This is a genomic window from Streptomyces sp. NPDC088732, assembly GCF_044751205.1.
In the GTDB taxonomy this organism is placed as follows: Bacteria; Actinomycetota; Actinomycetes; order Streptomycetales; family Streptomycetaceae; genus Actinacidiphila.
Genome location: NZ_JBIVLI010000002.1, coordinates 167,355 through 192,779, shown reverse-complemented (window position 1 = coordinate 192,779; position 25,425 = coordinate 167,355). Strand labels below are relative to the sequence as shown.

19 protein-coding genes and 2 tRNA genes are annotated in these 25,425 nt (G+C 73.0%); 15 read left to right on the top strand and 6 right to left on the bottom strand.

Features of this window, described 5'->3' with window-relative positions:
* Nucleotides 1-18: 18 nt before the first annotated feature.
* Nucleotides 19-1,158: a hypothetical protein gene (locus ACIP9H_RS03750; RefSeq protein WP_401582755.1), complete on the top strand. Its 1,140-nt coding sequence runs from the start codon at nucleotides 19-21 to the stop codon at nucleotides 1,156-1,158.
* Here the strand turns inward: ACIP9H_RS03750 and ACIP9H_RS03745 are convergent.
* The gene (locus ACIP9H_RS03745; protein WP_360906874.1) at nucleotides 1,082-2,203 is read right to left on the bottom strand and encodes a M48 family metallopeptidase; all 1,122 of its coding nucleotides are present in this window, start codon (nucleotides 2,201-2,203) and stop codon (nucleotides 1,082-1,084) included. The genes ACIP9H_RS03750 and ACIP9H_RS03745 overlap by 77 nt on opposite strands.
* A gap of 142 nt (nucleotides 2,204-2,345) precedes the next feature.
* Between ACIP9H_RS03745 and ACIP9H_RS03740 the strand changes: the two genes are divergently transcribed.
* The 6 genes from ACIP9H_RS03740 (at nucleotide 2,346) to ACIP9H_RS03715 (ending at nucleotide 6,293) form a co-directional block, all read left to right on the top strand.
* Nucleotides 2,346-2,504: a hypothetical protein gene (locus ACIP9H_RS03740; protein WP_018556595.1), complete on the top strand. Its 159-nt coding sequence runs from the start codon at nucleotides 2,346-2,348 to the stop codon at nucleotides 2,502-2,504.
* 35 nt (nucleotides 2,505-2,539) lie between these two features.
* The gene (nadD, locus tag ACIP9H_RS03735; protein ID WP_401582754.1) at nucleotides 2,540-3,121 is read left to right on the top strand and encodes a nicotinate-nucleotide adenylyltransferase; all 582 of its coding nucleotides are present in this window, start codon (nucleotides 2,540-2,542) and stop codon (nucleotides 3,119-3,121) included.
* A 37-nt stretch (nucleotides 3,122-3,158) separates the two neighbouring features.
* Entirely contained in the window at nucleotides 3,159-4,943 is a 1,785-nt protein-coding gene (locus ACIP9H_RS03730) for a LytR C-terminal domain-containing protein (RefSeq protein WP_401957315.1), read from the top strand.
* Between the two features lie 94 nt (nucleotides 4,944-5,037).
* Nucleotides 5,038-5,475 carry a ribosome silencing factor gene (gene rsfS / locus ACIP9H_RS03725; protein WP_319664644.1) on the top strand — a complete coding sequence of 146 codons (438 nt, stop codon included), beginning with the start codon at nucleotides 5,038-5,040 and terminating at the stop codon, nucleotides 5,473-5,475.
* Nucleotides 5,472-6,125, top strand: a complete 654-nt coding sequence (locus tag ACIP9H_RS03720; protein WP_401583202.1) for a histidine phosphatase family protein — start codon at nucleotides 5,472-5,474, stop codon at nucleotides 6,123-6,125. The genes rsfS and ACIP9H_RS03720 overlap by 4 nt, the downstream gene beginning before the upstream one ends.
* A gap of 95 nt (nucleotides 6,126-6,220) precedes the next feature.
* Nucleotides 6,221-6,293: transfer RNA gene (locus ACIP9H_RS03715), tRNA-Ala, on the top strand.
* A gap of 35 nt (nucleotides 6,294-6,328) precedes the next feature.
* Here the strand turns inward: ACIP9H_RS03715 and ACIP9H_RS03710 are convergent.
* Entirely contained in the window at nucleotides 6,329-7,243 is a 915-nt protein-coding gene (locus tag ACIP9H_RS03710) for a helix-turn-helix transcriptional regulator (RefSeq protein ID WP_401957312.1), read from the bottom strand.
* Nucleotides 7,244-7,345: 102 nt separating this feature from the next.
* On the opposite strand from ACIP9H_RS03710, the gene ACIP9H_RS03705 reads away from it, so the two are divergent.
* Entirely contained in the window at nucleotides 7,346-8,788 is a 1,443-nt protein-coding gene (locus ACIP9H_RS03705) for an MFS transporter (RefSeq protein WP_401957309.1), read from the top strand.
* Here the strand turns inward: ACIP9H_RS03705 and ACIP9H_RS03700 are convergent.
* The gene (locus tag ACIP9H_RS03700) at nucleotides 8,763-10,043 is read right to left on the bottom strand and encodes a glycosyltransferase 87 family protein (protein ID WP_401957306.1); all 1,281 of its coding nucleotides are present in this window, start codon (nucleotides 10,041-10,043) and stop codon (nucleotides 8,763-8,765) included. The genes ACIP9H_RS03705 and ACIP9H_RS03700 overlap by 26 nt on opposite strands.
* Nucleotides 10,044-10,168: 125 nt before the next feature.
* Here ACIP9H_RS03700 and ACIP9H_RS03695 point away from each other — a divergent pair.
* Nucleotides 10,169-10,241, top strand: a tRNA-Ala gene (locus tag ACIP9H_RS03695).
* A 96-nt stretch (nucleotides 10,242-10,337) separates the two neighbouring features.
* On the opposite strand, the gene ACIP9H_RS03690 is transcribed toward ACIP9H_RS03695, so the two are convergent.
* The gene (locus ACIP9H_RS03690) at nucleotides 10,338-11,921 is read right to left on the bottom strand and encodes an NADH-ubiquinone oxidoreductase-F iron-sulfur binding region domain-containing protein (protein WP_401957303.1); all 1,584 of its coding nucleotides are present in this window, start codon (nucleotides 11,919-11,921) and stop codon (nucleotides 10,338-10,340) included.
* Nucleotides 11,918-13,060 carry a hypothetical protein gene (locus ACIP9H_RS03685; protein WP_401957301.1) on the bottom strand — a complete coding sequence of 381 codons (1,143 nt, stop codon included), beginning with the start codon at nucleotides 13,058-13,060 and terminating at the stop codon, nucleotides 11,918-11,920. Before ACIP9H_RS03685 ends, ACIP9H_RS03690 begins: the two co-directional genes overlap by 4 nt.
* A gap of 370 nt (nucleotides 13,061-13,430) precedes the next feature.
* Here ACIP9H_RS03685 and ACIP9H_RS03680 point away from each other — a divergent pair, with 370 nt between their 5' ends.
* The 6 genes from ACIP9H_RS03680 to ACIP9H_RS03655 all read left to right on the top strand — a co-directional run bounded on the left by ACIP9H_RS03680 (nucleotide 13,431) and on the right by ACIP9H_RS03655 (nucleotide 23,882).
* Complete coding sequence (locus ACIP9H_RS03680) at nucleotides 13,431-15,404, top strand: protease pro-enzyme activation domain-containing protein (RefSeq protein WP_401582743.1); 1,974 nt, start codon at nucleotides 13,431-13,433, stop codon at nucleotides 15,402-15,404.
* A gap of 240 nt (nucleotides 15,405-15,644) precedes the next feature.
* Entirely contained in the window at nucleotides 15,645-18,503 is a 2,859-nt protein-coding gene (leuS, locus tag ACIP9H_RS03675) for a leucine--tRNA ligase (RefSeq protein ID WP_401957298.1), read from the top strand.
* 172 nt (nucleotides 18,504-18,675) lie between these two features.
* Nucleotides 18,676-19,284 carry a hypothetical protein gene (locus ACIP9H_RS03670; RefSeq protein WP_401957296.1) on the top strand — a complete coding sequence of 203 codons (609 nt, stop codon included), beginning with the start codon at nucleotides 18,676-18,678 and terminating at the stop codon, nucleotides 19,282-19,284.
* A gap of 132 nt (nucleotides 19,285-19,416) precedes the next feature.
* Nucleotides 19,417-20,262, top strand: a complete 846-nt coding sequence (locus ACIP9H_RS03665; protein ID WP_401582738.1) for a DegV family protein — start codon at nucleotides 19,417-19,419, stop codon at nucleotides 20,260-20,262.
* Nucleotides 20,263-20,778: 516 nt separating this feature from the next.
* Nucleotides 20,779-21,402 carry a helix-hairpin-helix domain-containing protein gene (locus ACIP9H_RS03660; RefSeq protein ID WP_401582737.1) on the top strand — a complete coding sequence of 208 codons (624 nt, stop codon included), beginning with the start codon at nucleotides 20,779-20,781 and terminating at the stop codon, nucleotides 21,400-21,402.
* Nucleotides 21,399-23,882: a ComEC/Rec2 family competence protein gene (locus ACIP9H_RS03655; RefSeq protein ID WP_401957293.1), complete on the top strand. Its 2,484-nt coding sequence runs from the start codon at nucleotides 21,399-21,401 to the stop codon at nucleotides 23,880-23,882. The genes ACIP9H_RS03660 and ACIP9H_RS03655 overlap by 4 nt, the downstream gene beginning before the upstream one ends.
* A 113-nt stretch (nucleotides 23,883-23,995) precedes the next feature.
* Here ACIP9H_RS03655 and ACIP9H_RS03650 read toward each other — a convergent pair whose 3' ends face one another.
* Nucleotides 23,996-25,417 carry an APC family permease gene (locus ACIP9H_RS03650; protein WP_401582718.1) on the bottom strand — a complete coding sequence of 474 codons (1,422 nt, stop codon included), beginning with the start codon at nucleotides 25,415-25,417 and terminating at the stop codon, nucleotides 23,996-23,998.
* Between the last annotated feature and the right edge of the window lie 8 nt (nucleotides 25,418-25,425).

The window sequence follows — 25,425 nt, the reverse complement described above, 5'->3', positions numbered from 1 at the left end:
CAGACCTACGCTTGTTGTATGACCGGGCCTGGTGACCCACCTGAGGGGATTCCCGAGGGCTCCCCGGGAAGCGGCGACGACGAGTACCGATCCGTCGTGTTCGACGAATCGTTCGTACGTGCTGCCCGGATCCAGGAGTACTCGGCCCGCGAGCGCCTCGACGGTTCGGCCCGCGCGGTCCGCACCCGGCGCTTCTGGGCCCGGGGCGGCGCGACGCGCCAGGCGCTCGTCCTGGTGGCCCTGATCGCCGTCGCCTTCGGCACCGCCGTCTACCTCGGCATCCGCAATCCCTACGAGCAGGGGCCCGAGCCCGTCGCGGAGCCGCTGCGGATCACCCTGGTCCCGCTCGCCCCGGCCGGCGTGGTGCCGCCCACGGACCGCACCCGCCCCTTCGACGGCCACGCGGCGGCCGGCTACCAGATCGGCAGCAAGGGATTCACCCTTCCGGCCCCCTTCGGCACCCCGCATTTCGGCGAGAGCCAGGTCACGCAGGCGCTGACCCTGGCCAAGGACTACCTCTGGGCCTCCGCCGTCGATCCCACCGCCCTGACCGGCGGCAACGTGAGCAAGGTCCGGGACCTGCTGGACCCCGGGCAGCGCGTGCAGTTCGACCGCAGCCTGTCCGCCCCGGCCGACGACGGGCGGCACGCCGCCACGGGCTGGCTGGTGCGCCTGGACCCCGGCAGGATCGCCCTCGCCTCCGACGAGGTGCGGGTCGACGGGACGATGGCCGTCATGGAGACCGCCGACGACGCCCTGGAGGTCCTCACGGACCACACCATGGTCTACGCCGTACGGACGGCGGCCTCCGCGGGCGGCGAGCCGTCGCTGTTCACCGTGCGGCGCGCGCTGCGCCTGCGGTTCGACCGCCAGGACCTGCGCGACATGCATGTGCAAGTGCTGCAGGCCGACGTCGAGGCCGGGCCGCTGTCCTGCGGGTCGGAGCCGGCCAAGCGGTTCGAGCCGCTGCTGGCGGGGGAGAAGGCCCCCGCGCAGGCCGGCGTCGACCCGTACGACCACCGCCACCAGATCACCTCGGTGTGCGGAGTGCTGGCCCCCGGGTCGCTCGCCGGCCCCGGTGTCACTCCGCGGACGGGTCCGGCGGCGCGTCCTTCGGGGAGCTCTGCGGCCCCTGCGAGCCCTGCGCCGTCCCGGTGAACCGGTCCCGCAGCTTGCCGCCGATGTCGCCGGCGCCCGAACCGATGTCGTTCAGCAGCTTCATCAGCGGGTCCTTGCTGGTCTTCACCGTGTCGGCGTAGTGGTTCGCCGACTCCTTGAGCGAGTCGTACACCGAGGTGTCCTTGTCCTCGCTGCGCCGCGGGTAGTGGCCGTCCATGAGGCGCTGGTAGTCGCGGGTCGCGGCCCACTTCTTCAGCTCCGCGGCACGCACCGTGGTGAAGGGGTGGCTGCGCGGCAGCACGTTCAGGATCTTCAGCACGGAGTCGCGCAGGTCGCCGGAGCCCTCGTACTCCTCGGCCTGCTTCAAGAACGCGTCCACGTTCATCTCGTGCAGGTGGTTGCCGCCGGCGATCTTCATCAGACCGCGCATCGACGCCTGGAGGTCCTGGCCGACCAGCAGGCCGGCGCGGTCCGCGGACAGCTCCGACTTGCGGAACCACTCGCGCAGGGCCGTGATGATCGCCATGATCGCGACATTGCCGAGCGGGATCCAGGCGATCCGCAGGGCCAGGCTGGTGAGGAAGAGCAGGATCGTGCGGTACACGGAGTGACCTGACAGCGCGTGGCCCACCTCGTGGCCCACGACGGCCCGCATCTCCTCCTCGTCCAGCAGCTCCACCAGGCCGGTGGTGACGACGATGATCGGCGCGTCGAGCCCGATGCACATCGCGTTCGGCTGCGGGTCCTGCGTGACGTACATGGCCGGGACGGTCTCCAGGTCCAGGATGGAGCAGGCGTCCCGCAGCATGTCGTTGAGGTGGGTGAACTGCTCGTCGCCGACCCGGACCGAGTCCGACAGGAACAGCAGCCGCAGCGAGCGCTCCGGGAGCAGCCCGCTGAGCGCCTTGAAGACGGTGTCGAAGCCGCTGAGCTTGCGCAGCGCCACCAGGGCCGAGCGGTCGGCCGGGTGCTCGTACGCCCGGGAGGAGATCCCCGGGAACCGCCGGCGGTTCCGCCCCGGCAGACGGTCGCCGTCGCCCTCCGTGCCGCCCCGCACGCCGTTCGGATCATTCGGACCGGACATGTCTCCCCGTTCCCCTGGTCGGCTGGCCATACACAGGAAGGACGCGCGGAGCCACCTCGAAGTTCCGTCCGCACCGCCCGTACCATGTCCCCCAAGTCCCCACGTCCGCCAAGAGCACGCACCGTCACCAAGGGAACCGCGAATGACCTCTTACGCGACCGCCGCCGTCCTGACCACGCTCGCCGAGGGCGAGGGCGGCGGCAACCACGAGAGCCTGAGCCCGTACCTCACCGGTGGCGGCGCCCTGTTCGCGCTGCTGCTCCTGCTCTTCATCACCACCCGTTTCAACCGCGACCGCTGAGGCCGCAGAGGCGGATGCGGGTAGGGTCTGTCCGCATGAAGGAGCGAATCGGTGTGATGGGTGGGACGTTCGATCCCATCCACCACGGTCACCTCGTCGCGGCCAGCGAGGTGGCGCACCTCTTCGAGCTGGACGAGGTCGTCTTCGTGCCGACCGGCCAGCCCTGGCAGAAGAGCGACCAGAAGGTGTCGGCCGCCGAGGACCGCTACATCATGACGGTGATCGCCACCGCGTCGAACCCGCAGTTCTCGGTCAGCCGCAGCGACATCGAGCGCGGCGGCCGCACGTACACCATTGACACGCTCCGCGATCTGCGGTCCGACCATCCCGAGGCGGAGCTCTTCTTCATCACGGGTGCCGACGCGCTGGCGCAGATCTTCTCCTGGCGCGAGGCCGAGGAACTCTTCTCCCTGGCGCACTTCATCGGCGTCACGAGGCCCGGGCACGTGCTGTCCGACCCGGGCTTCCCGGAGGGCGGCGTCTCCCTGGTGGAGGTGCCCGCCCTCGCGATCTCCTCCACCGACTGCAGGCACCGGGTCGCCAAGGGGGAGCCCGTCTGGTACTTGGTGCCCGACGGTGTGGTGCGCTACATCGACAAACGCAGGCTCTACCGGTAATCGATCAGCGGCTCAGCGGCAACTGGAGGGGTCCCCAGTGAACGACTACCCCCGATGGCACTACGCCGAGGGAACACCCGAGCAGGAGGGACCGGACCCCTACCCCCAGGACCCTTACGCACAGCAGCAGGGTGACTACGGATACCAGCAGCAGGGCCAGGGCTACGACCCGTACGCCCAGGGGGCGCAGCCGCAGCAGCCGCAGCGCTACCAGGACCAGGGCTACGGTCAGCAGCAGGACTACGGCTACGACCAGCAGCAGGCGCAGGCGCAGCAGACCCAGCAGTACCAGGGCTGGATCCCGCAGCAGCCGCAGTACCAGGAGCCGTACTACGAGCCGCAGCAGCCGCCCCAGCCCGAGCAGCCGCAGTACCAGCAGCACACGCATCCGCAGCCTCTCTACCGCGACCCCGAGCGCCCGTCCCGGCCCGTGCAGGGCTCCGTCCAGGCGCCGGTGCAGGCTCCCGCGCAGGCTCCCGCGCAACCCGGTCCTTCCGGCCGCGGTCCGGCGGGTCCCCCGGGTCCCGCAGGTCCCGCGGCTCCCTCGGGCAACGGGGACTACTCCACCGGGCAGTTCTCCTTCGTCGACGAGGAGACCGAGGAGTCCGAAGAGGTCATCGACTGGCTGAAGTTCACCGAGTCCCGCACCGAGCGGCGCGAGGAGGCCAGGCGCCGCGGCCGCAACCGCGTCGTCGCCCTCGTCGTCGTGGTCGCGCTGGCCGCGGTCGGCGGTGTCGGCTACCTGTGGAAGGCCGGCAAGATCCCCGGACTCGGTGGCGACTCGGCCGCCACGCAGCAGGCCGCCGGCGGCCAGAAGCGCGACGTGCTCGTGCTGCACCTGCGCCCGGTGGACGGCAACGAGACCTCCACCGCCCTGCTGGTCAGCAACTCGACCACGAAGAAGGGCACCACGGTGCTGCTGCCCAACTCGCTCGCCGTGAGCAGCGACGACGGGGGCAGCACCACGCTCGGCAAGTCGGTGGTCGACGGCGGCTCCGCGCCCACCCGCGAGGCCCTGGAGACCCTGCTCGGCACGAAGATCAGCGGCACCTGGCGGCTGGACACCCCGTACCTGGACAACCTTGTCGAATCCCTCGGCGGGATCATCGTCGACACCGACGCCACGGTGAAGGCCGACAAGAAGAAGGGCGGCAAGGTCCTCGTCAAGCCCGGCAAGCAGCAGGAGCTGGGCGGCCAGGCCGCCGTCGCGTACGCCGTCTACCGCGCGCCCGGCGAGGCGCAGGACAAGCAGCTGGCCCGGTTCGGCCAGGTGGTCCAGGGCGTGCTGAAGAAGATGTACAGCGACCCGGACCTGGCCACCAAGACCATCGAGGGGCTCAACCAGGTCATCGAGCCGCCGCTGACCGCCAAGGACCTCGGCACCAGCCTCGCGGCGCTGTCCGAGGAGGCCAAGACCGGCGCGTACAAGACCGACACCCTCCCGGTGCAGGCCGACGGCACCGTCAGCGAGAAGGACACCGACGGCGTCGTCAAGGACGTGCTCGGCGGCACCGTGACCAACACCTCCTCCGACGGCATCCCCCGGGTAGGCCTGAAGAACGGCTCGGGCGAGTCCGCCAACGCCGGCGAGGCCCAGGTGCAGATCGTCGGCGGCGGCTACACCTATGTGTCCGGCACCTCCACCGCCACCCAGGCGGCGTCCAAGGTCCTCTACGGCGCCGCGGAGCAGAAGGCGAACGCGCAGGAACTGGCGAAGACCCTGGGTCTGCCCGCCAAGTCCGTCACCAAGGGCACCGTCCCGCCCAACGCGGACATCCTGGTGGTGCTCGGCCAGGACTACACCCCGCCGCCCAAGCAGTGAGCCGTCCGGTCCCCGGCCGGATAACCGGTCGGGGACTGTCCGCGGTCCGTGAGACCCTTGGGGGTACGACGTCCCCGACCGGAAAGCCGCACCTGTGACCGCCACGGACCGCTCCATCGAGCTCATCCAGACCGCCGCCCAGGCGGCAGCCGACAAGCTCGCGCACGACATCATCGCCTACGACGTCAGCGACGTCCTCGCCATCACCGACGCGTTCCTGCTCGCCTCCGCGCCGAACGACCGCCAGGTGAAGGCCATCGTCGACGAGGTCGAGGAGCGGCTCGCCAAGGAGCTGGGCGCCAAGCCGGTGCGCCGCGAGGGTGAGCGCGAGGGCCGGTGGGTGCTGCTCGACTACGTGGACATCGTGGTGCACGTCCAGCACTCCGAGGAGCGCGTCTTCTACGCCCTGGAGCGGCTGTGGAAGGACTGCCCCGAGCTGGAGCTGCCCAAGGACGCCGTGGCGACCCGCGGCAAGGCCGAGGAGCACGCCCGCGCCATGTCGGTGGCCGACGAGGACGGGGAGCTCAGCTGAACGGGCACAGCCGCGGGCGCGGCCGGCGCATCGTCTTCTGGCGGCACGGCCAGACCGCGTGGAACCTGGAGGGCCGCTTCCAGGGCACCACGGACATTCCGCTGACCGCCACCGGCGTCGGGCAGGCCAGGCGCGCCGCCCGCCTGCTGGCCGCGCTCGAACCGGACCGGATCATCGCCTCGGACCTCCAGCGCGCCGCCGACACGGCCGCCGAGCTGGCGGCCGTGACGGGCCTGGACGTCACCTACGACCAGGGCCTGCGGGAGACCTACGCGGGCGTCTGGCAGGGACTGACCCACGAGGAGATCACCGCGCGCCACCCCGAGGAGTACGCGGCGTGGAAGCGCGGGGAGCCCGTGCGGCGCGGCGGCGGCGAACTGGAGACCGAGGTCGCCGACCGGGCCGCTCCCGTGGTGCTCGCGGCCGCCGACAAGCTGCCCGACGGCGGCATCCTCGTGGTGGTCAGCCACGGCGGCGCGATCCGCACGACGATAGGCCGGCTGCTCGGCCTCGACCCGCGCAGCTGGGAGGCGCTCGGCGGCCTGTCCAACACGTGCTGGTCGGTGCTGGGCGAGGGCGCCCGCGGCTGGCGCCTGCTGGAGCACAACGCGGGCACCCTGCCCGAGCCGGTGCTCGGCGACGACGACTGAACCGCCGCGGCGGGGCCACCGGGGCCGATTTCGGAAATCCGGCCCTGACCGGCTAAGCTTCTTCTCGTTCGCCAGGCGGAAAGCCTGAGGACAGCGGGGCTATAGCTCAGTTGGTAGAGCGCTTGCATGGCATGCAAGAGGTCCGGGGTTCGAATCCCCGTAGCTCCACAGCGACACAGTGGTCACGGAATCCCGTCCTCCCGTCAGGGAAGGCGGGATTCCTCGCGTTCCAGGACGAGCTCGGACAGCGGGCGCGCGTGCAAGGGGCAGCCGATCAGCGGGTCGGGCAGCTCCCGCAGCCGCGCCATCCGCGCGCGGCTCTCCTCGTCGGCCGGGGTGTAGGCCACGATCCGGTGCTCCGGCGCGGAGTCCACCGACAGCGAGGTCGAGGCGAGCCGGACGACGCCCACCGACGCGTGCTGGATCACCTTGACCCGCGGCCCCGGCGGCGCCACGTCCCCGCTCGCCCACATGCGCGCGAACTCCGGGCTCGAGTCGGTCATCCGCCGGATGAACGTCTCCCAGACGGGCTCGCCCACGTGCCGTCCGTAACCGCCGCGCAACTGCGCCACCATGCGCGGCAGTTCGGCGCCCCGGTCGAGGAAGGCCGAGCAGCACGGCGGGCCGGTGAACAGCCGCCGCAGCACATTGCGGTCGGCGGGGGAGTCCAGCCGCACCGACGGAAAGACGTACCGGTAGGCGGCGTTGCAGGCCAGCACGTCGTAGCGGGTGTTGTAGACGACCGCGGCGAGCGGGTCGAGGGCGTCGATGATGCCCTGCACGTCCTCGCCCACCGACTCCGCCTCAGCGGCCTGCTCCCGGACGAAGGGCACTCCCGCCAGCCGGTACAGGTGCTCCCGCTCGGTGACGTCCAGCCGCAGTGTGCGCGCCACCGCGTCCAGCACCTGCACGCTCGCGTTGATCGGGCGGCCCTGCTCCAGCCACGTGTACCAGGTCACCCCGACCCCGGCGAGCTGCGCGACCTCCTCGCGCCGCAGCCCCGGTGTACGGCGGCGCAGTCCCGGCGGCATGCCGACGTCCTGCGGTGTGATCCGGGCGCGGCGGCTTCGCAGGAAGGCGGCGAGTTCGTTGCGGCGCGGAGCGGACACGGCGGACATGTGCCCCATCGTCCACCGGGTCGGGACGCGGTGCCAGGTGCTGTCAGTACCAGCATCCATGGGCTCTCGGCACCGGTACGCGGGCGCCCGCAGGCTCGTGCCATGGCTCATCCCACACTCTCGGCCCCACCGGTGCCCCGTGCCGGTTCAGGCGGCCGCGCCCCGTCCGGCCGGCTGCTCGGCACCGTGCTCACCGGCCAGTTCATGGCCCTGCTCGACGTCTTCATCGTCAACGTGGCCGCGCCCACCATCCGCACAGACCTGCACGCCTCGGGCGCCGCGCTCCAGCTCGTCGTGGCGGGCTACACCGTCTCCTACGCCGTCCTGCTCATCACCGGCGCCCGCATCGGCGACCTGTGGGGCCACCGCAGGACCTTCGTCGCCGGGCTCGGCCTCTTCACCGCGGCCTCCCTGGCCTGCGGACTCGCCCAGTCGGCCGGGGAGTTGACCGGATTCCGGCTGGTCCAGGGAGCCGGGTCGGCCCTGATGATCCCCCAGGTGCTCAGCCTCATCCAGCGCAACTTCACCGGCGAGCGGCGGGTACGCGCCCTCGGTGTCTACTCCGCGGTCCTGGCCACCGGCGCGGCGGCGGGGCAGTCCCTCGGCGGCGTCCTCGTCAGTGCCGACCTGTTCGGCACGGGCTGGCGTCCGGTGTTCCTGGTCAACGTGCCCATCGGGCTCTGCCTGCTCGTCCTGGCGCCCCGGGTCATTCCGCGCGACCCCGGCGGCGCCGAGGAGCGCCGTCGCGGCCTGGACCTGCCCGGCCTGGTCACCCTGGGCGCCGCCGTGACGCTCTTCACCGTCCCGCTCGTCCTCGGCCAGGAGGAGGGCTGGCCGCTGTGGGGCTGGATCTGCCTCGGCCTCAGCGTCGTGCTGCTCACCGTCTTCGCCGTCCTGGAGGCCCGCCTGACCCGCCGCGGCGGGGCGCCGCTGGTCTCCGCGCGGGTCCTGCGCGCACCCGGCATGCCCCGCTCCGTGGCCGTGATCGCCGTCGCGATGGCGCTGAACGCCGGCTTCCTGTTCTCCATCGCCCTGCACTTGCAGAGCGGTCTCGGCCTCAGCGCCCTGCGCACCGGGCTGACCTTCACCGCCGCGGCCGTCGCCTTCGGCGGCGTCGGTCTCAACTGGCGGCGCCTCCCGGCGCGCACCCACGGTCTGCTCGCCCCGCTCGGACTGCTGGTGGCGGCCGTCTCGTTCGCGGCCATGGGACTGCTGCTGCGCGACGGGGAACAGCACCAGTTGCCCTTCCTCGCCGTCCAGTTCGGGATCGGCCTGGGCCTCGGTGCGTCCTTCAGCCCCACGCTGACGCTCGCCCTCGGCAGGGTCGCGCCGCAGGACGCCGCGGATGCCAGCGGGCTGCTGGCCACCGTCACGCAGCTCGGCCAGCTGATCGGCGTCGCCACCCTGGGCACGCTCTTCCTCAACCGCCTCGCCTCCTCCGGCTCCTCCGCGCACGCCATCGCCCTCACCTCCTGGGCGCTCGCCCTCACGGCCGTCCTCGGTGTCCTGGCGGGGCTGCTCAGGGGGCGTGCGGGGCGGGGGTGAGGGACCGGGCGCCGCTCGTGCCGCGGGACCGGGCCCGCTGCCGCCGTACGGCCACCGCCGCGACGCACAGGAAGGCGGCGCCCACCGCCGGGTAGACCGCCGACAGGGCCATCTGCCCGGCGGACTGGTGGAGTTCGGGCCGGGCGACGCCGTCGCCGTGCGGGATGAGCCAGAGCCCGTACGAGCAGAAGACGAGCCCCGCCGCGACGGCTCCGGCCCGGGAGGCCCGGCTCAGCAGCACGACGAGCGGCACCGCCCACACCCAGTGGTGGGACCAGGAGACGGGACTGACCAGGAGCGCGGTGACCGCGCAGGAGACGACCGCCCAGGCCCGGGCACCGGAGACGAGCGCGGCCACGGCCACCGCGAGCCCGGCGCACGCCACCAGTGCGGCGGTCACGAGCCACCACGTCCCCGGGTCGCCGGTGTGCAGGGCCCGCGCGAGCACCCCGCGCAGGGACTGGTTGGCGGTGTCCTCGCCGTGCCCGGCCCGGTCCGCGGAGAAGATCACGCCGGTCCAGAAGCGCCGGGAGTCGTGCGGCAGGACCACCGCGGACAGGCCGACCGTGGCGGCGAGGACGGCCGCGGCGACCGAGGCGTGCCGCAAGTGGTCGTTCCAGCGCTCCCGGCGCCGCCAGGCCAGCACGAGTCCGCCGGCGGCGAGCAGGACCACGAAGAGCGCGGGGGTGAGCTTGATCCCGGCGGCGATGCCGATCCCGACGCCCGCCGCCCGCGAACCCTTCCGCAGGGTCAGGTCCCACAGCACCAGCACGGCCAGCAGCAGGTTGATCTGCCCGTACCGCAGCGTCGTCCACACCGGTTCCGACCAGACCGCGACCGCCGCCACGGCGAGGGCCGCCGCGGCCGGGGGCAGCCGGCGCGGCAGGCCGGCCAGCCGCAGCGACAGGGAGGCGAGCGCGACGAGCAGTCCGAGGTTGAGCGCGGTGACCGCGATCTGCGCCGCACCGGCCGGCAGGACCGTGAGCGCGGTGAAGAGGAGGGCGGCGAAGGGCGGGTAGGTGTTCGGCAGCTGCGCGTGGGTGACGCGCATCGCGTACAGGTCGCCGCCCTGCCGCACCGTCCATCCCTCGGCCCGGTAGACGGTGAGATCGATCATCGAGACATGGGCGGCGCGCTGCGCCAGGCAGAACGCCGCGAAGGAGACCAGGCACACCGCGGCCGCCACGACCGTGGGGCGGCGGAGGCGGCGGTCGCGTTCCGCCGTGGCGTCGGCGATGCGCTGCGTGGCGGTCACGGGGGCCGTCTCCAGTCCTGGGGGTCGGGGGTCAGCCGACAGTACCGGAATGGATTTGGCGAACCGCCCCCACGGCCGTGTAATGTATGCCGAGTCGCCGGGGGGACCCGGAGGAACGGCAACGCGGGGCTATAGCTCAGTTGGTAGAGCGCTTGCATGGCATGCAAGAGGTCCGGGGTTCGAATCCCCGTAGCTCCACTTCACGTGAAGGGCCCGGTACCTCAGGTACCGGGCCCTTTCGCGTGACCGGACCGACCCGGCCCGGCGGCCGCCACCGCCGGGCCGGGCGGACGCTCAGCGGCGTCCGCCCTCCTCCATCCGCAGCGCCAGCGCGGGGCAGCGGGCCACCGCGCGCTGGGCGGCGGCGTCCAGGTGCGGCGGAACGGGGGTCCCGGCGATGTCGGGGTAGCCGTCGCGGTCCAGCCGGACGATCTCCGGCAGGACGCCGGCGCACAGCCCGTGCCCCTTGCACAGCGTCCAGTCGACCACCAGGCGCTTGTTGCTGGCGGCCGCGGGCGCGCCGCCGCCGGAGGGGCCGCCGAGCAGCGGCGAGGGCTCGGACTTCAGCAGGGGGAGCACACCGACCGTGGGGCGGCCGCAGCCGCCGCCGAGCACATGGGCCGCGAGGTCGTCGGTGAAGGCGTTGATGGTGGACATCACAAAGCGCATGGAGCCGTCGGGGTGCTTGCAGACCCCGCGCCCCTTGACCGCCACCGCGGTCTGCCGCAGCTGCTCCAGCGCGGCCTGGCCGCCGCCGTTGAGCACGTCTTGCAGCAGCCCGGCCATCCGCGGCAGGCCGAGGCGGCACGGGCCGCACTGGCCCGCGGTCTCGGCGGCCAGCCACTGTGCGACCCGCAGCGACTCGCCGAGCGGGCACAGGCCCGGGTCCAGCGGCAGCAGCGCGCCCGCGCCGAGCGTGGCCTTGTGGGCCTCCAGGGACTCGCGGGCGATCGTCACCATCGAGGCGATGTTGGGGTCGATCCAGTTGCCGTGGTAGCCGCCCACGAGCACGCCCTGGCCGGGATTCCCGCCGCACATCTGCAGGATGTACGACATGGGCACCCCGGTCGGGGTCTCCACGACCGTCTGCCGCGGCACCGAGCCCGACACGGTCAGCATGGCGGTGCCGGGCTCCCCGGGCGCTCCCGCGGAGCCGAAGCGGATGGCCCCCATGCGGGCGCCGACGGCGAGTTGGGTGAAGGTCTCGGTGTTGGAGAAGAGCGTCGGCATCCCGCCGATGCCCGACTCGCTCGCGCTGACCTTCTTGCCGGGAGGCAGCGGCAGCCCGCCGTTGGCGGCCGAGATGATGCCCGAGGACTCACCGGACACGAAGCGCTCCGGCATGCGCACGATGCGGGCGCGCAACTGGCGGCCGCGCTTGGTGCCGAGGCCGCGTTCGGCCAGGGCGTCGCGCACGGACTTCTCGTTGGCGTCGCGGGTGACGCTGATCACCAGTTCGCGCGCGCCGAGGATCTCGGCGCACATCAGGGCGCCGTCCAGCATCAGATGGGGTGCCCGGCGCAGGATCACCGCGTCCTTGCGGCAGGCGGGCTCGCCCTCGCAGCCGTTGACCACGACCGCGGTGGGGCTGCCGCGACGGCGCGCGGCCTCTCCCACGGCTTTGAGCTTCTTGTAGAACGGGAAACCGGCGCCGCCGCGGCCGCGCAGGCCCATCAGCTCGGAGAGGTCCAGGAGTTCGCCCTCGGTGAGGGTCGGCATGGAACCGTGCACATTAAGGTGGGTGACCCGGTCCAGCCGTTCCACCTCGTCGAACCCCGCGGTTATTCGGGGCAGCCCGACGGTACGCACGTCGGGCAGCACATCACCCGCCCCCTGGCGAAGGGCGGGTGAGCGGTCCGGCATGGCGGGCAGATTCATCGCTGTCCTTCATAAGGTCCGGGCGTCGACTGCTGCCAGGAGATCGGCTGGAGCCGTTCGGCTCCCAGCGGATCGGTCTCCTGGACGCCGCCGGGCACTTCGGTCCCCCAAGGAGGGGTGCCGTCCCAGGCGCCGGGCTGGGGCTGTTGCGGATACGGCTGCTGGAACTGCTGGGGCTGCTGAGAATACGGCGCCTGCGGGTCCGCGGGAACCTGCGGCAGCTGCGCGGTGGCGGCCGCGGTGTCCATGCCGAGCAGGCCGCTGGGTGCCGGGGGAGGGGTGGGCATGTACTGGCCAGCGGTCGGGAAGCCGGGCAGCGGCGGCAGCGGATCGGTGTACGCGCTGGCCAGGGCCGGGCCGCCCTCCTCGCGGACGGCGCGCCTGCGGCTGCCGGAACCGCCGCCGCGCGCGAGGTTGCGGAAGGAGGCGGAGCGTTCGCGGGTCTCGGGGAAGACGGACTCGCCGCGCAGCTTGCGCAGCCGGACCACCAGGCCGATGGCGACGCCGACCAGGCAGACCATGTAGGCGATGATCACCCAGGGCTTGGCGGCCCGGCCGGACTCCAGTCCGTGGATGAGGGCGGCGCACCACGAGGCGTACGCCATGCCGTGCAGGATGCGCCAGCGCACGGGGTGGCGCTTGGCGGCGAAGATGCTGCGCATCGCGCCCGTGGCGGCGGCCAGGATCATCAGGTAGGCGGCCAGCACGCCGAGGGATATGAGCCCGTCGCGGCCGGTGACCCCGAGGGGGAGGAAGGCGCCGGCGGTGGTGACGCGGACCTCGACGACCTTCGTCGTCACATGCAGGATCAGGAAGCCGATGGCGGCGACGCCCAGACCGCGGTGGATGCCCTGGGTGACCAGCCGCTCGCGCGGGCCGAGGAAGACGGTGTCGGTGGACACCAGGCCCCAGATGACGGTGCAGCTGAGCGAGACGAGGGTGAGGACACCGGCGCCGAAGTCCAGGAAGGCACGCAGGGCCGGGCCGGCGGTGAAGGCCAGGACGAGCAGAGCGGCTGCGGTTCCGGCGGTCGCCCAGACACGCGGCGACCGTGCGGTGCGGAGAGCCCCGGACAGTGTGGCGCTCGCCGGGAGCGGGGGGTTCCGGCGACTGTCGGAGGACTGACGGTTGGTGCGCATGCGCAGACGCTAACCCGGACGGGTACCCACTTCGATCGTCTTTCGACAACCCCGGATGCGGATCATTACGAACTGCTAACGTCGGTTTGTTCGGGCGCCGTTCGGTGAAGATGTCGTGCCGTCCGGCATCCGTTTCTTCGCCACTTCTCCCCATATGGTGCCGGCCGCGTTCTGTCCCCGGATCCATATGTCCGCATTCCGGATCGCGGCGCCTCCCCAATTGCCCTTTCGTGAAGCTTCCTTGGGGCCTTCTTGGTGAACAGATGCCCCTGACATGAGCGGTTCACCGCAAGAGTGGCCTGGCGGTTCACGTGCGTGGCCGGTCCTGGCACGCCGACGTACGTCAGAACTTCACACAGCAGGGGGTTACATGAGCTCCACCCGCTCCAGAAAGCGGGCCGGCCTGGCCCTGGCCGCGGCGCTGCCGCTGGTCGCCGGTGCGCTGGCGATGGGCATACCCACGGCCCAGGCCGACGCCTCGCACGGGCGCCACACCCTCGCAGGCAGCAAGCCGGCCTGGGCGACGGCCAAGTCCGACAAGGGTGCCACCTCCGACGCGAACAAGGTCACCCTCCGGGTGTACCTGGCCGGCCGTGACGCCCAGGGTCTCGCCGCCTACGCCCAGGCGGTCTCCGACCCGGCGTCCGCCTCGTACGGCTCGTTCCTCTCCGCCGCGCAGGCCAAGTCCCGCTTCGGCGCGACCCAGCAGCAGGTCGCCGAGACCACCGCGTGGCTGGAGTCCTCCGGCCTGCAGGTCACCGGCGCCAACGACCACTACCTGACGGTCACCGGCGACGTCTCCGCCGCCGAGAAGGCCTTCGGCACCCAGCTGCACAACTTCGCCAAGGGCTCGAAGACCTACCGTGCCCCGGTCGGCACCGCCTCGGTCCCCGCGGCCCTGAGCGGCACGGTCCTCACGGTCACCGGCCTGGACAACTCCCCGCGGCGCGCCCAGCACCAGGACACGCTCCCGCCGCCCGGAGCCGTCTTCAAGAACTCCGGCCCCTTCTCCACGTACTTCGGGTCGAACACCGACAAGAAGCTGCCGGTCGCCTACGGCACGCACGCCCCGTACGCCGTCAAGGGCTACACGGGCCAGCAGCTGCGCTCCGCCTACGGAGCGGGCTCGTACACCGGCAAGGGCGTCACCGTCGCCATCACCGACGCGTTCGCCTCGCCGACGATCGCCGCCGACGCCAAGAAGTACGCGGCGCGCAACGGTGACGCGGACTACAAGCGCGGCCAGTTCTCCCAGGTGCTGCCGGCCGACTACCGCTTCACCGGCCCGGACGAGTGCGACGCGTCCGGCTGGTACGGCGAGGAGACCCTGGACGTCGAGGCGGTGCACGCCCTCGCCCCGGCGGCCGACATCACCTACGTCGGCGCCTCCTCCTGCACGGACGACGACCTGCTCGACGCGCTCAACAAGATCGTCGACCACCGGCTCGCCGACATCGTCTCCAACTCCTGGGGCGACCTGGAGAGCAACGAGACCCCCGACATCGCCGCGGCGTACGACCAGATCTTCCAGCTGGGCGCGGTCGAGGGCATCGGCTTCTACTTCTCCTCCGGCGACGCGGGCGACAACGTCGCGAACCCCAACGGAAACGGCACCAAGCAGGTCGACACCCCGTCGAACTCCCCCTGGGTCACCTCCGTCGGCGGCACCGCGCTCGCCGTCGGCAAGGGCGACAAGTACCAGTGGGAGACCGGCTGGGGCACGCTGAAGGCCTCCCTCTCCGCGGACGGCTCCGCCTGGACGGCCTTCCCCGGCGCCTACACCTCCGGCGCGGGCGGCGGCACCAGCAAGCTGTACGCGCAGCCCTTCTATCAGCGCGGCGTCGTTCCCAACGCGCTCGCCCTGGCCAACGGCGGCACGGTCAAGCAGCGCGTCGAGCCGGACATCTCGGCCGTCGCCGACCCGAACACCGGGTTCCTGGTCGGCCAGACCCAGGCGTTCCCCGACGGGTCCTTCCAGTACAGCGAGTACCGGATCGGCGGCACCTCGCTCGCCGCGCCGGTGATCGCGGGCGTCCAGGCGCTGGCGCAGCAGGCGCGGCACGGTGTGCCGATCGGCTTCGCCAACCCGCTGATCTACAACCGCTACGGCACCGGGGCGTACCACGACGTCACCGACCACCCGCTGGGCCGCGGCCAGGACCTCGCGGTGGTCCGCGTGGACTTCGCCAACGGCTTCGACGCCTCGGACGGTCTGCTCACCTCGCTCCGCAGCCTCGGCAAGGACAGCTCGCTGTCCGCGGTCACCGGCTACGACGACGTGACCGGCGTCGGCACCCCGGCGCGCGGCTACGTCGACTCGTACAAGCCGGGTCACCGCCGCTGAGCACGGCAGGAAACGGCACGTAAGGGCCCGCACCGGGGGGAACCTCGGTGCGGGCCCTTACGGCTCTGCGGTAACCTGACCCCATGCATGCCGTACGCCTTCTGCTTAGCAAGCCGCGCTGACCAGGATCGATGTCAGTGCGGCGCCCCTCCTGTGCGAGGGGCTTTTTCGTTTCCGCAGGCAGACACCCCGTACGGCCGGGCCGCAGGCCGTCATGACAGCGATGGAGTACGAAGGACGATGAGCGAGACCACCCCCGCCGCAGAGGCGGCCGCGCCCCACCGCTACACGGCCGCGCTGGCCGCCGACATCGAGAGCCGCTGGCAGGACTTCTGGGACGAGAACCAGACCTTCGCCGCGCCCAACCCCACCGGCGACCTGGCCGGGAACGGCGAACTGGCCAAGCCCAAGAAGTTCATCATGGACATGTTCCCGTACCCCTCGGGCGCGGGACTGCACGTCGGCCACCCCCTGGGGTACATCGCCACCGACGTCTTCGCCCGCTTCCAGCGCATGACCGGCCACAACGTGCTGCACACCCTGGGCTTCGACGCCTTCGGCCTGCCCGCCGAGCAGCACGCCGTGGCCACCGGTGAGCACCCCCGGATCACCACCGAGGCCGCCATGAACAACATGCGGTCGCAGCTGCGCCGGCTGGGCCTGGGCCACGACAAGCGCCGGTCGTTCGCGACGATCGACCCGGACTACTACCGCTGGACCCAGTGGATCTTCCTGCAGATCTTCAACTCCTGGTACGACGAGGAGGCCGGCCGGGCCCGCCCGATCGGTGAGCTGATCGAGCAGTTCGAGAAGGGCGTGCGGGAGACGCCCGGCGGACGGGGTCCCTGGACCGAGCTGACCTCCGTCGAGCGCGACGCCGTCCTGGGCGAGTACCGGCTGGCGTACGCCTCGGAGTCGCCGGTCAACTGGTGCCCCGGCCTGGGCACCGTGCTGGCCAACGAGGAGGTCACCGCCGACGGCCGCTCCGAGCGTGGCAACTTCCCGGTCTTCAAGGCCAAGCTGCGCCAGTGGATGATGCGCATCACCGCCTACGCGGACCGCCTGCTGACCGACCTGGACGGGCTGGACTGGCCCGAGGCGATCAAGCTGCAGCAGCGGAACTGGATCGGCCGGTCCGAGGGCGCCAAGGTCGACTTCGCCGTCGAGGGCCACGGGTCCACGCCGATCACCGTTTTCACCACCCGGCCCGACACCCTGTTCGGCGCCACCTACATGGTGCTGGCTCCCGAGCACCCCCTGGTCGACACCCTGGTGCCGGCCGCGTGGCCCGAGGGGACGAAGGACGCCTGGACCGGCGGTGCGGACACCCCGGCCGAGGCCGTCGCGGCGTACCGCAAGCAGGCCCAGTCCAAGTCGGACGTCGAGCGGCAGACCGAGGGCAAGAACAAGACCGGCGTCTTCAGCGGCGCCTACGCCGTGAACCCGCTGACCGGCGCCCGCATCCCGGTCTTCGTCGCCGACTACGTCCTGATGGGCTACGGAACCGGCGCCATCATGGCCGTCCCCGGCCAGGACGAGCGCGACTGGGAGTTCGCAGGCGTCTTCGACCTGCCCATCGTGCGCACGGTCCGGCCCCCGGAGGGCTGGGAGGGCGAGGCGTTCACCGGCCAGGGTCCGGCGATCAACTCCGCCAACGACGAGATCGACCTGAACGGCCTGGAGGTCACCGAGGCCAAGCGCAAGGTCATCGAGCACCTGGAGCAGCGCGGCATCGGTCAGGGCACCATCAACTACCGGCTGCGCGACTGGCTGTTCAGCCGTCAGCGCTACTGGGGCGAGCCCTTCCCGATCGTCTACGACGAGGACGGCGTCGCCCACTCCCTGCCCGACTCGATGCTGCCGCTGGAGCTGCCCGAGGTCGAGGACTACTCGCCGCGCACCTTCGAGCCGGACGACGCCGACACCGTGCCGGAGACCCCGCTGTCCCGCAACCAGGAGTGGGTCGACGTCGACCTGGACCTGGGCGACGGCCGGGGTGTGCGCCGCTACCGCCGCGAGACCAACACCATGCCCAACTGGGCGGGTTCGTGCTGGTACGAACTGCGCTACCTGGACCCGCACAACGGGCAGAAGCTGGTCGACCCCGAGATCGAGCAGTACTGGATGGGCCCGCGCGAGGGGCAGCCGCACGGCGGCGTCGACCTGTACGTGGGCGGCGCCGAGCACGCCGTGCTGCACCTGCTGTACGCGCGCTTCTGGTCCAAGGTGCTGTTCGACCTGGGCCACGTCTCGTCCGTGGAGCCGTTCCACAAGCTCTTCAACCAGGGCATGATCCAGGCCTACGTCTACCGCGACAGCCGGGGCTTCCCCGTCCCGGCCACCGAGGTCGAGGAGGCCGACGGTGGCTACGTGTACGACGGCGAGCCCGTCAAGCGCGAGCTGGGCAAGATGGGCAAGTCCCTGAAGAACGCCGTCACGCCGGACGAGATCTGCGCCGAGTACGGCGCCGACACCCTGCGCCTGTACGAGATGGCGATGGGCCCGCTGGACGTCTCCCGCCCGTGGGACACCCGCGCCGTCGTCGGCCAGTACCGGCTGCTGCAGCGCCTGTGGCGCAATGTCGTCGACGAGGCGACCGGCGAGGTGACGGTCACGGACGCCGCGCCGGACGAGGACGCCCTGCGCGCCCTGCACAAGGCGATCGACGGCGTCCGCCAGGACCTGGAGGGCCTGCGCTTCAACACCGCGATCGCCAAGATCACGGAGCTGAACAACCACCTGACCAAGGCGGGCGGCGCCCTGCCGCGCTCCGTGGCCGAGCCCCTGGTGCTGCTGATCGCCCCGCTGGCCCCGCACATCGCCGAGGAGCTGTGGCGGCGGCTGGGCCACGAGGGGTCCCTGGCGCACGAGGACCTGCCGGTGGCCGACCCGGCGTACGTGGTGGACGAGACCGTCACCTGCGTCGTCCAGATCAAGGGCAAGATCAAGGCCCGCCTGGAGGTCCCGCCGGCGATCTCCGACGCCGACCTGGAGGCCCAGGCCCTGGCCGACCCCGCGGTCGTCGCGGCCCTGGACGGCGCGGCCGTGCGCAAGGTGATCGTCCGGGCGCCGAAGCTGGTCAACATCGTCACGGGCTGAGGCAGCGGGCCTGATCGGCGGCTCGCTCGCGGGGTCGCCGGTCCCGCGACTGCCGCGCTCCGGATCTCAGGGGCGGATGAGGGTTTCCCCGGAACCCTCGTCCGCCCCCGGCCGTTTACGGTGGGCATACAGCCGATCGAGCGGATCGGGCCGACCGGGCAAAGGAGCCGCCGTGGATGTCGCCGTCGCCCTGATCATGCTGCTCTTCGCCTCCTTCGTCGCGCTCGGCCTCGTGGCCGCGGTCAGGACGGCCCGGGCGGTCCGGCGCGGCGTGGAGCGTACGAGCATCGAGGCCCGGCGCGTCGTGGAGGACACCGGTCTCAAGGCCCGGCGCTACACCCAGCCCGGCCCCGCGGGGAAGCTCGCCGAACTGCGGCTGGCGCTGCGCACCTCGGTCACCAGCACCGAGACGGCCCTGGAGGCCCGAGCCGCGGACGACACCGGGCTCAGCGAGGCCGTCGCGCTCTTCCGGCGGCTGCGCGGACATGCCACGGAACTCGACGCCGAACTCAAGCTCCTGGAACGCGAGCCCGACCGCGCCCGCATCGCCGCGCGCCTGGGCGACCTGGAGGAGCGCACCCGACGCATCACCCACTCCGCCGACTCGCTGCGCTGGGCGGCCCAGGACCGGGCCCGGCGCTTCGCCGACGACGACCTCGCGGCGCTGGGCCGCGACATCGACCTGGAGGCGGGCGCCCTGCGGCACTGGGCGCCCGCGAGCCTGCCCGAGCCGGGCACGGGGGCGTCCGCGTCCGCGGAGCGTCCGCCGAAGGCGCTGTGAGCGCGGTCAGGACGGGCGGGCCGGGCCGGCGGGGGTGGTCTGCCCGGTTCGCGTGTACCGGGAGCCCCACTCGCGTTCACCTCAGCGGGGCCGTACTGTTGCCGGGCCTTCGGCGCGGGTAACCTCCCGCACATGTCGTCCCATGTCGCCATCGTCACCGATTCCACGGCCTACCTGCCGCAGGAGGCCCTGACCCGGCACCGGATCACCGTGGTCCCGCTGGCGGTGGTCATCGGCGACGAAGCGCTGGAAGAGGGTACCGAGGTCTCCGCCCCCGCGGTCGCCCGAGCCCTGCTGCGCCGCAAGCCCGTCACCACGTCCCGGCCCAGCCCCGAGGAGTTCGCCGCCGCCTACCGCGCGGCGGCGGAGGCCGGGGCCACCGAGATCGTCTCCCTGCATCTGTCCGCCGAGTTCTCCGGGACGTACGACGCCGCTCGGCTGGCGGCGGGGAGCGCGCCGGTGCCGGTGCGGGTGGTGGACACCGCGATGGTCGCCATGGCCCTCGGCTTCCCCGTACTCAGCGCGGCCGAGGCCGCGGAGGCGGGCGGCAGCTCCGACGAGATCGTTGCCGCGGCGGAGAAGCGCGCGTCGGACACGTCCGCGTACTTCTACGTCGACACCCTGGACTACCTGCGGCGCGGCGGCCGCATCGGGGCCGCCCAGGCCCTGCTGGGCTCGGCGCTCGCGGTGAAGCCGCTGCTGCAACTCGACGAGGGCCGCATCCAGCTGATGGAGAAGGTGCGGACCGCGTCCAAGGCGCTGGTGCGCCTGGAGGAGATCGTGGTCGAGCGCGCCGGTTCCCGGCCCGTCGACATCGCCGTGCACCATCTCGCCGCCGCCGACCGCGCCTCCGGCCTCGCGGACCGCCTGCGCAGCCGGCTCCCCGAGCTGCGCACCCTCGTCCTCAGCGAGGTCGGCGCGGTGATCGGCGCCCACACGGGGCCGGGGCTGCTGGGGGCGGTGGTCTCACCCCTGTGAGGTGGGACGGGGGACAGGTGGCTCCCGGCTCCGAGGGGCGTGGGTGCGCAACCCCTGCGGGTGACGGAGTTATCCACAACGGCGGGGTTGTCCACAGGAATTGAGCAAGATCATCTCGGTGGCCGGGCGGGGCCTACCGTCGCGGACATGGGACCGATCACCGCAACCAGCCGCCGTCACCGGCACCTTCACACCAACTCCGTCCGCGACCGCGCCGCGGCGCTTTTCGACCCGCCGCCCGTGCGCCCGCCCGCCGTGCTGAACGGGCCCGCGTCGCGCGGTGGTTCCGTCGGCGTCGATGCGGGTGCGGACGTCGACGTGGGCGCGGACGGGGAGTCACAGGTGCCCGATGCCGTCCGGGGAGGTGCTGCGCCGCCGCGTGGGGCGGCCGCCCGGCACGGACCGCGGAGCGGGTTGGAGCCGCCGGGACCATTCCGACCTGCGAGTCGGCGCGGTACGGCCTGGCGGCCGGCGCTGACCGAGCGGCTGCCCACGTGGTTCGCGCTGCGGTGCGGGATGGAGCCGAGGACCGCGCTCGCGCTCGCCGTCGTGCTGGTCGTCGCGATCGGTTTCGCGGCGCACCACTTCTGGACGGGGAGGCCGCGCACCGTCGCGGTGCCCCCGGCCGTCGCCACGCTCCCCGCGGCCGCGGCCGCGGCCGCCCCCGCGGCTGCCGGCTCCCGCACACCGCGTCCGGAGCCGGGCCCGCAGGCGGCCCTGGTCGTCGACGTGGCCGGCAAGGTCCGGCACCCGGGTCTGCGGCGGCTGCCGACCGGGGCGCGGGTCGCCGACGCGCTGGAGGCGGCCGGGGGAGCGCTGCCCGGGGCCGACACCAGCGCCCTGAACCTCGCCCGCAGGCTGGCCGACGGCGAGCAGATCGTCGTCGGCCGGGCCGCCGCGCCCGGCATGCCCGTCCTCGCGGCACCGGGCGCCGCGCCCGCCCCGCCCGCCGCCGTGAGCCTGAACGGCGCCACCGCGGATCAGCTGGACACCCTCCCCGGCGTCGGCCCGGTCCTGGCACGGCACATCCTCGAGTACCGCGCCCAGCACGGCGGTTTCACCTCCGTCGACCAGCTCCGGGACGTCAACGGCATCGGCGACCGCCGCTTCGCCGACCTCAAACCGCTGGTGACGCCGTGAGCACCCGCCGCCCCGCGGTGCACGCGGAAGCGGCCTCGCCCCGGGGCTCGTCCCATCCGCGTCAAGAGGGGCCCGCGGACCTGCGGTTGGTCCTGCCGGCCCTGGCCGCGTGGATCGCCGCGGGCGTCGCGCTCGGCGCACCCGGGGCAGTGGCGACCGGGTTCTGCGCGGCCGGGGCGCTCGTGGGGGCGGGCCTGCTCCTGGCGCCCCGGCTCCTGCGGCGGAGCCTGCCGGTGAGCACCCTCACGGCGGTGGCGGCCGCGCTGCTCTGCGCCACCGCCTCCGCCGCCGTGGCGGTCCTGCACGCCGCCGACCTCCACCGGGGCCCGCTGCCGGGCCTCGCCGCCCAACACGCGCACGCCCGCGTCGAGATCACCCTCACCGCGGACCCCCGGACGATCCGGCCCCATGTGCGCGGCGCGGCCCGCGCGCCCGCCGCCGTGCTGCTCGAAGCCGAGGCGGTGCGTGTCACCGCGCGCGGCACGACGACTGCCGTGCGCACGCCCGTGCTGCTCGTCGCCCGGCAACCGGTCGCCCCCTGGATGACCTTGCTCCCCTCGACGCGGCTCCTCGTGGAAGGCCGGCTGGCCCCGCCCGCCCACCCGGGCGACCGAGTCGCCGCGGTGCTGTCCGTGCGCGGACCACCGCGCGCCGTCGGGCAGCCGTCGGCCGTGCAGCGCTTCGCCGGCGGGCTGCGCGCGGGCCTGCGCACGGCCTCCGAGCACCTGGCGCCCGACGCCCGCGCCCTGCTGCCCGGTCTCGTGGTGGGAGACACCACGCGCATCGGCCCGGAGCTCCACGAGGCCTTCGAGGCCACCGACCTGACCCATCTCACCGCCGTCAGCGGGTCGAACCTCTCCCTCGTCCTGGTCCTGCTCATCGGGCCGCCCGGCATCGCGCTGCGCGCCGAACGCCGGGGCCTGGCCCCGCGACTGGCGCTCCCGCTGCACACCACCGCGGTGCTCGGCGGACTGCTCACGCTCGCGTTCGTCGTGGTGTGCCGTCCCGACCCCAGCGTGCTGCGCGCGGCGGCCTGCGGCCTGATCACCCTGCTGGCCATCGGCACCGGGCGGCGCCGCTCACTCCTGCCGGCCCTGTGCGCGGCCGTCCTGCTGCTGCTCCTCCACGACCCCTGGCTCGCCCGCTCGTACGGCTTCGCCCTCTCCGTGCTGGCCACCGGAGCCCTGCTGACGCTCGCCCCGCGGTGGAGCGAGGCCCTGTGCCGCCGACGGATCCCGCCCCGCCTCGCCGAGGTCCTCGCGGCGTCCGCCGCCGCCCAGGCCGTCTGCGCCCCGCTCATCGCCGTGCTCGCCGCCCACGTCAGCCTGGTCGCCGTTCCGTGCAACCTGCTGGCCGAACTCGCCGTCGCTCCCGCCACCGTGCTCGGTTTCGCCGCGCTGGCCACCGCGCCGCTGCTCATGCCCGCCGCCAAGGCCCTTGCCTGGCTCGCCGGTCTGCCCACCGGATGGATCGCCGCCGTCGCCCGGCACGGGGCCGCCCTCCCCGGCGCCACGGTGGACTGGCCGGGCACATGGACGGGCGCCTTCCTGCTCGCGGCGGTGGTGGCGGCCGTCGTCGCCGCAGGCCGCCGTCTGCTGCGCCGGCCCTGGCTGTGCGCGGCGGCGGTGCTGCTGGTCGCGCTGACCGTCGTCCGGCCCGTCCCGCTGCCCCGGGCCGTGACGGGGTGGCCGCCGCCCGACTGGCGCATGGTCGCCTGCGACGTCGGTCAGGGCGACGCCCTGGTGCTCTCGGCGGGCGGCCAGGGCACCGCGGTGGTCGTCGACACCGGGCCCGAACCCCGACTGGTCGACCGCTGCCTGCGGTCGCTGCGCATCCGGGCCGTCCCGCTCCTCGTCCTGACCCACTTCCACGCCGACCACGTCGACGGCCTCCCCGGCGTCCTGCGCGGACGGGCCGTCGGCGCCATCGAGACGACCACCCTCGACGAGCCCGCCGACCAGGCGGCCTTCGTCCGCGCCCGGGCGGCCGCGGCCCATGTACCCGTGATCCGTGCCGCCGCGGGCGAGCACCGCCGCCTCGGCCCGCTCGACTGGCGCGTCCTGTGGCCCCCGGCCGCGCCCACGGCCCTCCCCGTCGGAGACGACGCCAATCCGAACGACGCCAGCGTGACGCTCCTTGTACGCATCGCCGGGCTCACCGTGCTCCTCCTCGGCGACCTCGAACCCGACGCCCAGCGGGCCCTGCTGACGGCCGCGCCCGACCTGGGCCGCATCGACGTGCTGAAGGTCGCCCATCACGGCTCGGCCTACCAGGACCCCGCCCTGCTCGCCCGGCTCCGCCCCCGGCTGGCCCTCATCAGCTGCGGCAGGGACAACCCCTACGGCCACCCCTCACCGCGCACGATCGGTGCCCTTCGCGCCCAGGGCACCACCGTTCTCCGCACCGACACCGACGGACCCCTCGCCGTCCTCGGCGACACCGCCCGTCTCCGCGCCGTGCCCATGGGCCATTCCCCATGACGCCGGGCCCGTGGGTCCCGGTGGCGCCAACAGCGCTGGCGAAGCGGTGCAGTCGGGACCCTGCGCCCGGGCACCCGGCCCGGACCGGGTGCCGGCGGTGATGCGCGGCGCTCTCAGCGCCCGTCGAGGCCCAGTTCCTCCTCCGGCACGGAGATCACCCAGCGGGTGCTCTGCCGCGGCCGGAGATAGAACCACCAGTAGGCGAGGGAGGCCACCACGATCACGCCGGTGATCACCAGATCCTGCGCGGTCTGCTGGACCAGCACGTAGGCCAGCACCGCGACCAGCAGCACCGGCACCGCCGGCCACAGCGGCATGCGCCACGCCGAGCGCTCCTTGTGGCCGCCCCTGCGCGACCCGAGCGCCGCGAGCGCGACCACGATGTACATCGCGGCGACCGCGACACCCGTCACCCCGCTCAGGGTCTCCACGGGCACGAAGCACAGCACCGCCCCCGGCACACCCACCGCCAGCGTGGCGATCCACGGCGCCCCGAAGCGCTTGCTGAGCGTCCCGAACGCCTTGTTGACCGCCGTCGGCCAGGCGCGGTCGCGCGCCGAGGCGTACAGCACACGGGAGTTCTGGATCACCATCACGATGCCCGCGTTGATGATCGCCAGCGCGATGCACAGGCTGATGAAGGTGCCGACCGCCGAGTTGCTCCAGCCCCGTACCAGGGCCGACAGGTCGCCCGCCGTCAGGGAGTTCATGTCGGGGGCGCCCAGCGTGATGGCGATCGTCGGGACGATCACCACCAGCGCGCCGATGCCCAGCGTCCACAGCACGGTGCGTGAGACGGTGCGGCGCGGGTTCTCCATCTCCTCCGACAGGTAGACGGCGGTGCTGAACCCCTGGAGCACGAACAGCGCGATCGCCAGGCCCGCGACGATCGTGCCGGCCGTGACCGCCGTGCTCAGCCCGTGCGCGCCCTGGGTCACCGGGTGGACCAGCACCGAGGCGGGCCGGGCGCTGTGCGAGAAGCCCAGGAACGCCACCATGCCGGCCGCCACGACCTCCAGCACGAGGAAGATGCCGGTGATCCAGGCGTTGGCCCGCAGGTCCAGCAGGCCCATCACGGTCGCCAGCAGCATGACCGCCGCCCCCGCGACCTTGGGATCGATCTGCGCGAGCGGCGCCAGGTACTCACCGGTGCCCAGCGCGATGATCGGCGGCACGATCATGACCACGATCAGGGACAGCACGAACACGATCCATCCGGCCAGCCGGCCGATCAGCGTGCCGACCATCGCGTACTCGCCGCCCGCACTGGGGATCAGCGTGCCGAGCTCGGAGTAGCAGAAGGCCACCGCGATGCAGAGCACCGCCGCGATCACGATGGTCAGCGCGGTGCCCGTCCCCAGGTCCGCGAAGAGCGGCGGCACGATGACGAACAACGACGACGCGGGCGTCAGGCACGAGAGCGTCAGCAGTGTTCCGCCGACGACGCCGATCGACCGCTTCAGCGCCGCGGGCGCCTCGATGGGCGGGGCCAGGGGCGAGTGCGGGGCCGCCGGCGGGTGAAGCGTGTCGGTCATGCGCGCAT